The organism is Lacrimispora xylanisolvens, assembly GCF_002934545.1.
GTDB classification, from domain to species: Bacteria; Bacillota; Clostridia; order Lachnospirales; family Lachnospiraceae; genus Lacrimispora; species Lacrimispora xylanisolvens.
The window spans coordinates 22281-29326 of sequence record NZ_PTJA01000023.1 but is presented as its reverse complement, the minus strand read 5'-3'; the positions used below and the strand labels follow the sequence as shown (position 1 = coordinate 29326).

Sequence of the window (7046 nt, the reverse complement as noted above, 5' to 3'; positions counted from 1 at the left end):
CCAGATCGTTGTAGAAAACTAAAAACACGGTAAAGATACCGCCGCCCCAATCGGGCGGCGAACTTATTGACCTGGACTGGTTATTTACCATTTACGATCATTCCGAGAGTGTTCTGCTTTTTCATGGACTGTGCCAGGTTTCGTGATACGCTTTTATATTTGAGGTATGATATAATAAAGTCAGCTACTTATACAATAAACTACGAGTTTCTGAGCATTCTCGAGATCTTGGAGGAAAGTATGGTATCAGATATATTATGTCAAATACATTACTGTTAAGGGCAAAAATTAAAGGAATCTGGAAAAATAAATTACGTAGTAACAAGAACATTGCAACATCACCAATTGATCTTTGTTTGTGAGGCGAACGGTCATATGGTGATTGGAGGTAAGAGATATCCGATAAAGAAGGGAATGTTGTTCTATATTCCTCCGGGCATACAACAAACAATCGAACAACGCACTCAAACTCCCGTACATTTTATGACGGTGCATTTCAGCGCCTCGCGTATAATATTAGGTTCTGATGGAAAATGGAATTGCCAGGAGAATATCCAAACCTTAAAACAGCCGTTGGCACAGGAAATTACGGACTATATCGCTGTGAAAGAGCTGTTTGAAAAACTCTTAGACACTTGGAATGTCAAGGGACCAAGTTATGAGTTTATAGCAGTAACCTTACTTCGGCAATTGCTTATCCTGATTTCACAAAATAATAAAATACAGAGCAAAAATTATGCTATATCTGTAAAGATTGGCAAGATAATAGAATATATGCGTGAAAATATCAACCGAAAGGTCACTTTAGAGGAATTATCCGGGATAGTCGGACTGTCCACCTTTTATTTATCCAAGACCTTCAAAGATACGACGGGTTATCCCATCATTATGTACTTTAACAAAATGAAAATCGACAAAGCAAAAGAGTTGCTTATTGAGGGAAATAAAAAGGTGAAAGAAGTGGCATATGAGCTGGGATACACCAACGAGTTCTATTTCAGCAGGATATTTAAAAGAATGGAAGGATTAAGTCCAACAGAATTTTATAACAAGAATGTGTATGATTTTTAAAACTGTGCATGGATTTCAATTGCTATTTCTTCTAGAATAAATGGATAAATGAAGGTCATTTTTTTAGGAGGAAAATGTTATGCCTATTTGGAAAAGAAATCTGTTTGTGTGTTGGATTGGTGTTTTCATTGCAGCAATCGGAATGAGCGAAGTAGCACCGATTCTACCGCTTTATATCCGCTATCTTGGTATTGAAAATACATCATTGGTGTCACAGCTTTCCGGAATTATTTTCGGAATTACCTACCTGATTACGGCGATATTCTCACCTATCTGGGGACAAGCTGCCGACAAAGTTGGTCGAAAACCGATGATACTTCGGGCGGGTATCGGACTGAGCATTGTCTATTTACTGATGGGCTTTGTTCCTAACGTATATTTCCTGATTGCACTCTGCGCGGTGCAGGGGGCTATCACAGGATATAGTACAGCCTGCAACACACTGATTGCAACGCAAACAGACAGTGAGCATGTCGGTTATGCCTTAGGGACTCTTTCAACCGCATCGATTGCCGGTTCTTTATTAGGACCGACCCTGAGTGGAGTGATAGAAGCGACGCTGGGGGTGAAGGCCGTATTTTTCATTATTAGCGGACTCCTTTTTATTGCTTTTATAATCACGTTGTTATTAGTACAGGAATCCTTTGCCCGTAATAATAAAAAATCACAGGGGGTATGGGATATCTGGAACATGGTTCCGCAAAAAGAACTGACAGTTGTTATATTAATAACTTTTTTTGTTTTGGGTATAGGGCTTTATTCGGTAGAGCCGATTATGACGCAGTATGTAACTAAGTTAAGCCCCAATGCCAGTCATATTGCATTGATATCCGGGTTAGTGTTCTCGGCCACTGGACTTTCCAATATTATAGCTGCCCCAAGACTTGGAAAACTTTCTGACAAAATTGGCGCCCATAAGGTAATTATGATTGCGCTGATAGTAGCCGGGGTCCTTTACATACCTCAGGCTTTTGTTCAAAATCCCTGGCAGCTACTTGTGCTTCGCTTCTTATTGGGCTTTGCCATGGGAGGGCTAATCCCGTCTATCAGTATCATGATTAAAAAGATTACACCGGATAATCTTACGGGCCGTATCTTCGGATTTAACATGTCCCTTGGATATCTGGGAGTTGCGGCAGGTTCCATTTTAGGCGGGCAAATTGCAGGACGATTCAGTTTCCAGTATGTTTTTTATGTCACCAGCGGGTTGATGTTCCTCAATGCTGTATGGGTCTATTACAGAGTATATAAGAAATGGGATATAGTCGTTTAGAGTAAATCCCCAGGAAAGAATTGTGTGGAATAGGAAAGTGGAAATTTAGTGGACCCAGGCTTTATAAAAGGAAGGAGATTTCATATGAAAATAAAATGGTTTGGTCATTCGTGCTTTAGGATCACCGCTGAAAATGGCACAAAAATCGTTATGGACCCATATCACAATATGCTTGGCTATAAACTGCCCCAGATTGATGCTCACATCGTTACAACCAGTCACAATCATGTTGATCATAATAATGTCGGTGCGGTTAAGGGGGATTTTGTGCATATCAAGGACTCAGGAGTGTTTTCGCAGGAAGGTATTGATTTTAAAGGCGTACAGACCTTTCATGACAACGTTTCAGGGACAAAAAGAGGCAAAAATATCGTTTATAATTTCAACATAGACGGTTTAAATGTCTGCCATTGCGGTGATCTGGGACATCTGTTAAGTCCTGAACAGATCAAGGAGATCGGAAAAGTGGACATTCTGCTCCTTCCCATAGGAGGAAGAGCTGTACTGGATGCCGGCAGGGCTACGGAAGTTATGAATCAGTTTAATCCGATGGTTGTGATACCGATGCATTATAGGACGAAAGCCTTGGGAGTTCTCGGATTTATATTTGAAAAAGTCGATACCTTTATAACCGTTTCCCAAAAAGAAGCAAAAAATTATAAGGAACTTGATGTTAATGTATCAAATATTAAAGATCTCCCAGAAATTGCAGTTCTACAATATAAATGAATGTAATTTGCAGTACCCGGACTGAAAGTGTACGGGTCTCTGTGTTTGTGGTCTCAAGGCAAATAAAGTATCGCATAGGTTGATTTATTCAACCGTTTTCAACTGTAGACCCATTGATTTTCTTCTGCTTACCAACTAAAATATAATCAGAGGTGATTGATATGAAGGAAATTAATATTGCAAAAGTGCTTGTAAATAAGCGCAAAGAAAAGGGCATTACCCAGAATGAGCTTGCAAATTACATTGGCGTGTCCAAGGCATCCGTTTCCAAATGGGAGACGGGTCAAAGTTATCCGGACGTAACCTTTCTCCCACAGCTGGCTGCGTACTTTAACATCAGCATTGATGAATTGATAGAATATAAACCGCAGATGACAAAAGAGAATATTCAAAAGCTGTACCGAAACCTGTCGGCTGATTTTGCGTCAAAACCGTTTGATTCGGTGATGGAAGACTGCCGAAATATAATTAAAAAATACTATTCATGCTTTCCGTTGCTGCTGAATCTGGGAATACTGATGATTAACCATGTAGAATTGCTGAAAGACCCTGGAAAAACGGCATCTTTGACTGAGGAAGCCAAGGTTCTTTTTATAAGGATCAGAGAGGAATGCGATGATGTATCGATTACCAGGCAGGCTTTGTTTATGGAATCCCTGTGTAGCCTTATTTCCGGTGATGCCAATACCGTGCTGGAGTTGCTTGATGGATCAGTCGCGCCTGCGCTGCCTCCTGAATCGCTTTTGGCTTCCGCTTACCAAATGACGGGGCGCACCGAGGAGGCAAAATCCGTTTTGCAGGTCGGAATGTTTCAGAACATTGTTGTCCTGTTCAATTTCTTTCCCGCATATCTTACGCTATGTGCGGATGTCCCATCCAAATTCAACGAGGTTCTTCGTCGTTCGCTTGCCGTAGCGGAAGCGTTTGACATGAGGCATCTGCATCCCGGTGTTCTGGTCGGTCTTTATGTTATAGCCGCACAGGGATTTATTGCTCAGAAAAATCATGATAAGGCGCTTGAAATGCTGCAAAAGTACACCGAGATCGTAACAAGCGATATTTATCCCCTGTGTTTGCATGGCGATGCTTTTTTCGACCGTCTGGACGGATGGCTGGATCAACTAGATCTGGGAACAGATCTTCCGCGGGATGAAAAAACAATCAGGAAAAGCATGTATGATGTGATTGTTAATAATCCGGTGTTTTCAGTTCTCTCAGATGAGCAGCGTTTTCAGAGAATAACTGAAAAGCTTCAACATAACTGCAAATAATATAAATAGGGGGTAATGCTAATATGGAACACGAAAAATTGGCAGCAAAAAAACGACTGATTATATTTATTGCGCTTACAATCGTCCTTGCCTGGATCGTTTTTTTACTGGCACCGATCTGTGGGCTCACTTATGGAAGCGGGGCGGCAGTGATAATTTTGGCAGTCGCTATGTTTATGCCTGCGCTATCCAATTTATTAACACGGCTTATAACAAAAGAAGGATTTGGGAATATGTATCTTCGACCCCACTTCAAGGGGCATGTGAAAGAGTATCTGCTTTTGTACTTCGGCCCGACGGTCTTGTTGCTTCTGAGCGGAGCGCTTTATTTCCTAATTTTCCCCGGTTCCTTTGACCCACAGCTTACAACTTTAAAAGGAATGGTTGCTTCAAATGGTAAACAGGGACTTGACGTGTCCAAAATGCTGATTGTTCAAACACTGATTTTTGTTCTTATCGGCCCGATTGTAAATATCATACCCACCATGGGTGAAGAACTTGGCTGGAGAGGGTATCTGCTCCCTAAACTGCGCATTTTTTTATCTGACAGGACCGCGTTAATTATAACAGGGGCAATATGGGGCATCTGGCATTTGCCCGTTATCGTGATGGGTCACAATTACGGAACCGGTTATTGGGGCTATCCATGGCTCGGCATTCTGGCCATGATCGTATTTTGCGTTGCGCTTGGAATTATCGAAGGTTATATATCAATCAAACTGGAAAGCGTCATTCCAGCTGCCATGATCCATTCAACGGTGAACGCAGGCGCGGCACTGCCAATCATTTTTGCAAAGAGCGGATATAACCCAATACTTGGCCCGGCAATCACTGGTCTTATTGGAGGACTTCCGTTTAGCGTTTTAGCTGTTATATTGCTAATAAAGGCTGGCCGTAATATGACATTGGGTAAAAACGAAGCGCATCGTCAAGATGAGGGGCCGTTGGGGCAGAAATAAGGTATTGCTCCGTTAGGAGCCTGCAACTAAATTGAGTAAATGGCACAAGAAAGACATCACTCTTCGCCAAGGGTGATGTCTTTTTTGTGCTAAAAAAACGTGGTATCAAGGACTTTGAATGTATGACCTTTTATAAAATAGTTTGAGATTCTATTTAATAGGTTTACCACAGGAATTTGAAGTAGTAGAATAGAGAAAGATTAAAATGAAGAAATACTAAACTATCGGCTGTCGAACCACTGCGTTAGCAGTTTAGTGCTATATTTATAAGCAGTCATTTTTTAAAATAGGGGATACATAGGAGAGGTGAAAATATGCGCATAACGATATTACATACAAACGACATACATAGTAATTTTGAGAACTTTTCAAAAATAGTAAACCAAATTAGTGAATGGAAGGACAGCAATACTCTTGTACTTGATGCCGGAGATTTTGCGGATTTTAAAAGAATTGAATTGCTTGGAACCGACGGATTGGCAGCGATGGAATTGCTCGATTCTACTGGATACGATGCTTTGGCAGTTGGAAATAATGAAATGTTTCAAGGACCGGATGTGTTAAAATATATGGCTGCAAATGCGAAGATACCGTTACTGAGCTGTAACCTGCGCTGTTTTGGACATTTAGAAATAGAAGAAGTAAAAAGAAGTATTATAATAAATAAAAATGGGTTGAAAATACTAATCATTGGGGCATCACCGGACCTTGGACCTTTTAACGAATTGCTTGGCTTTACGTTTATTGATTACCTGGAGGCAGTTCAGCATGAGATCAATGAATCTCAGGATCAGTATGGTATGTGCATACTGCTTTCACATCTTGGGATGGACAAGGATAAGGAAATAGCAGAAAAAATAAGTGGTATTGATATTATAATAGGCGGTCATTTCCATATATTAATGGACCAGCCGGAAATAGTAAATGGAACGATTATCCATACTTCAGGAGCACAGGGAGAACATATTGGAAAGCTTGTAGTCGAGGTAAATAGTAAGCAAGTGCAGCTGATAGAAGGAGTTAATATTGACATTATAAATTCAGAAGAATCAACGATAGTCCAACAAATAATCAAACAGAACAAAAAAAAGGCTATTGACAGACTTAGTGAACCATTTTGCAGAATAAATAAAAATCTGTGGCATGATGTTGTGGAAGAGAACCCTATGACCAATCTTCTTGCGGATGCATTACAGGACTTCCTTGCGTGTGATCTTGCAATTATAAATAGTGGCGTGATTAACGGGGGGATTAAAAAGGGTGATGTTTCAAGGAAAAAAATCATAGAACTTTGTCCATCTCCTTTAAATCCCACCAGCTTTAAGATACAAGGAAAAGACTTGTGGGAAGCCTTTCAAAATTCCTTGGATACGGATTATTGCTATGCAGATGGTAAAGGTGCGGGATTTCGGGGGAAATATTTGGGGAGATTGCATGTATCAAATGCAGTAATTGAACATGATGGCAGGAATATTTTGAATATTTATATTCATGGTGTCAGCCTTAATATGGAGCAGTGGTATACGGTTGCTTCCTCTGATTATCTTCAAAGGGGAACTGGCTACCAAACATTAGCCAGGAATCAGGACGAGCAATACAATAAAGAATATTTGAGAGATATAATACAAGAATACGTTATGAAAGAAGTCTTTGTTAAGAAGGCATTTGAAGAACGGTGGTTATTAAAAACCTTCAGCGGTGGCTTTTCTATTATCTAAAAGTTGGGTTTTTGCCAATAGTGCA

6 protein-coding genes are annotated in these 7046 nt (G+C 40.4%); all 6 read left to right on the top strand.

Going from position 1 to position 7046, the window contains the following annotated elements:
- Window positions 1-330 precede the first annotated feature (330 nt).
- Window positions 331-1071, top strand: a complete 741-nt coding sequence (locus tag BXY41_RS26330) for an AraC family transcriptional regulator (protein ID WP_341457891.1) — start codon at window positions 331-333, stop codon at window positions 1069-1071.
- A 79-nt stretch (window positions 1072-1150) separates the two neighbouring features.
- On the top strand, window positions 1151-2344 hold the full coding sequence (locus tag BXY41_RS26325; protein ID WP_104439851.1) for a multidrug efflux MFS transporter: 1194 nt from the start codon (window positions 1151-1153) through the stop codon (window positions 2342-2344).
- Window positions 2345-2428: 84 nt separating this feature from the next.
- Window positions 2429-3073, top strand: a complete 645-nt coding sequence (locus tag BXY41_RS26320; protein ID WP_104439850.1) for an MBL fold metallo-hydrolase — start codon at window positions 2429-2431, stop codon at window positions 3071-3073.
- A 161-nt stretch (window positions 3074-3234) separates the two neighbouring features.
- The gene (locus BXY41_RS26315) at window positions 3235-4344 is read left to right on the top strand and encodes a helix-turn-helix domain-containing protein (protein WP_104439849.1); all 1110 of its coding nucleotides are present in this window, start codon (window positions 3235-3237) and stop codon (window positions 4342-4344) included.
- 23 nt (window positions 4345-4367) lie between these two features.
- Window positions 4368-5303: a CPBP family intramembrane glutamic endopeptidase gene (locus BXY41_RS26310; RefSeq protein WP_104439848.1), complete on the top strand. Its 936-nt coding sequence runs from the start codon at window positions 4368-4370 to the stop codon at window positions 5301-5303.
- Window positions 5304-5617: 314 nt separating this feature from the next.
- Window positions 5618-7021: a bifunctional metallophosphatase/5'-nucleotidase gene (locus tag BXY41_RS26305; protein WP_104439847.1), complete on the top strand. Its 1404-nt coding sequence runs from the start codon at window positions 5618-5620 to the stop codon at window positions 7019-7021.
- Window positions 7022-7046: the final 25 nt, after the last annotated feature.

Excerpts from the sequence above, each read along its gene's own strand:
- BXY41_RS26325 (WP_104439851.1), top strand. The coding sequence starts at position 1,151 with ATGCCTATTTGGAAAAGAAATCTGTTTGTGTGTTGGATTGGTGTTTTC.
- BXY41_RS26320 (WP_104439850.1), top strand. The coding sequence starts at position 2,429 with ATGAAAATAAAATGGTTTGGTCATTCGTGCTTTAGGATCACCGCTGAA.
- BXY41_RS26315 (WP_104439849.1), top strand. The coding sequence starts at position 3,235 with ATGAAGGAAATTAATATTGCAAAAGTGCTTGTAAATAAGCGCAAAGAA.
- BXY41_RS26310 (WP_104439848.1), top strand. The coding sequence starts at position 4,368 with ATGGAACACGAAAAATTGGCAGCAAAAAAACGACTGATTATATTTATT.
- BXY41_RS26305 (WP_104439847.1), top strand. The coding sequence starts at position 5,618 with ATGCGCATAACGATATTACATACAAACGACATACATAGTAATTTTGAG.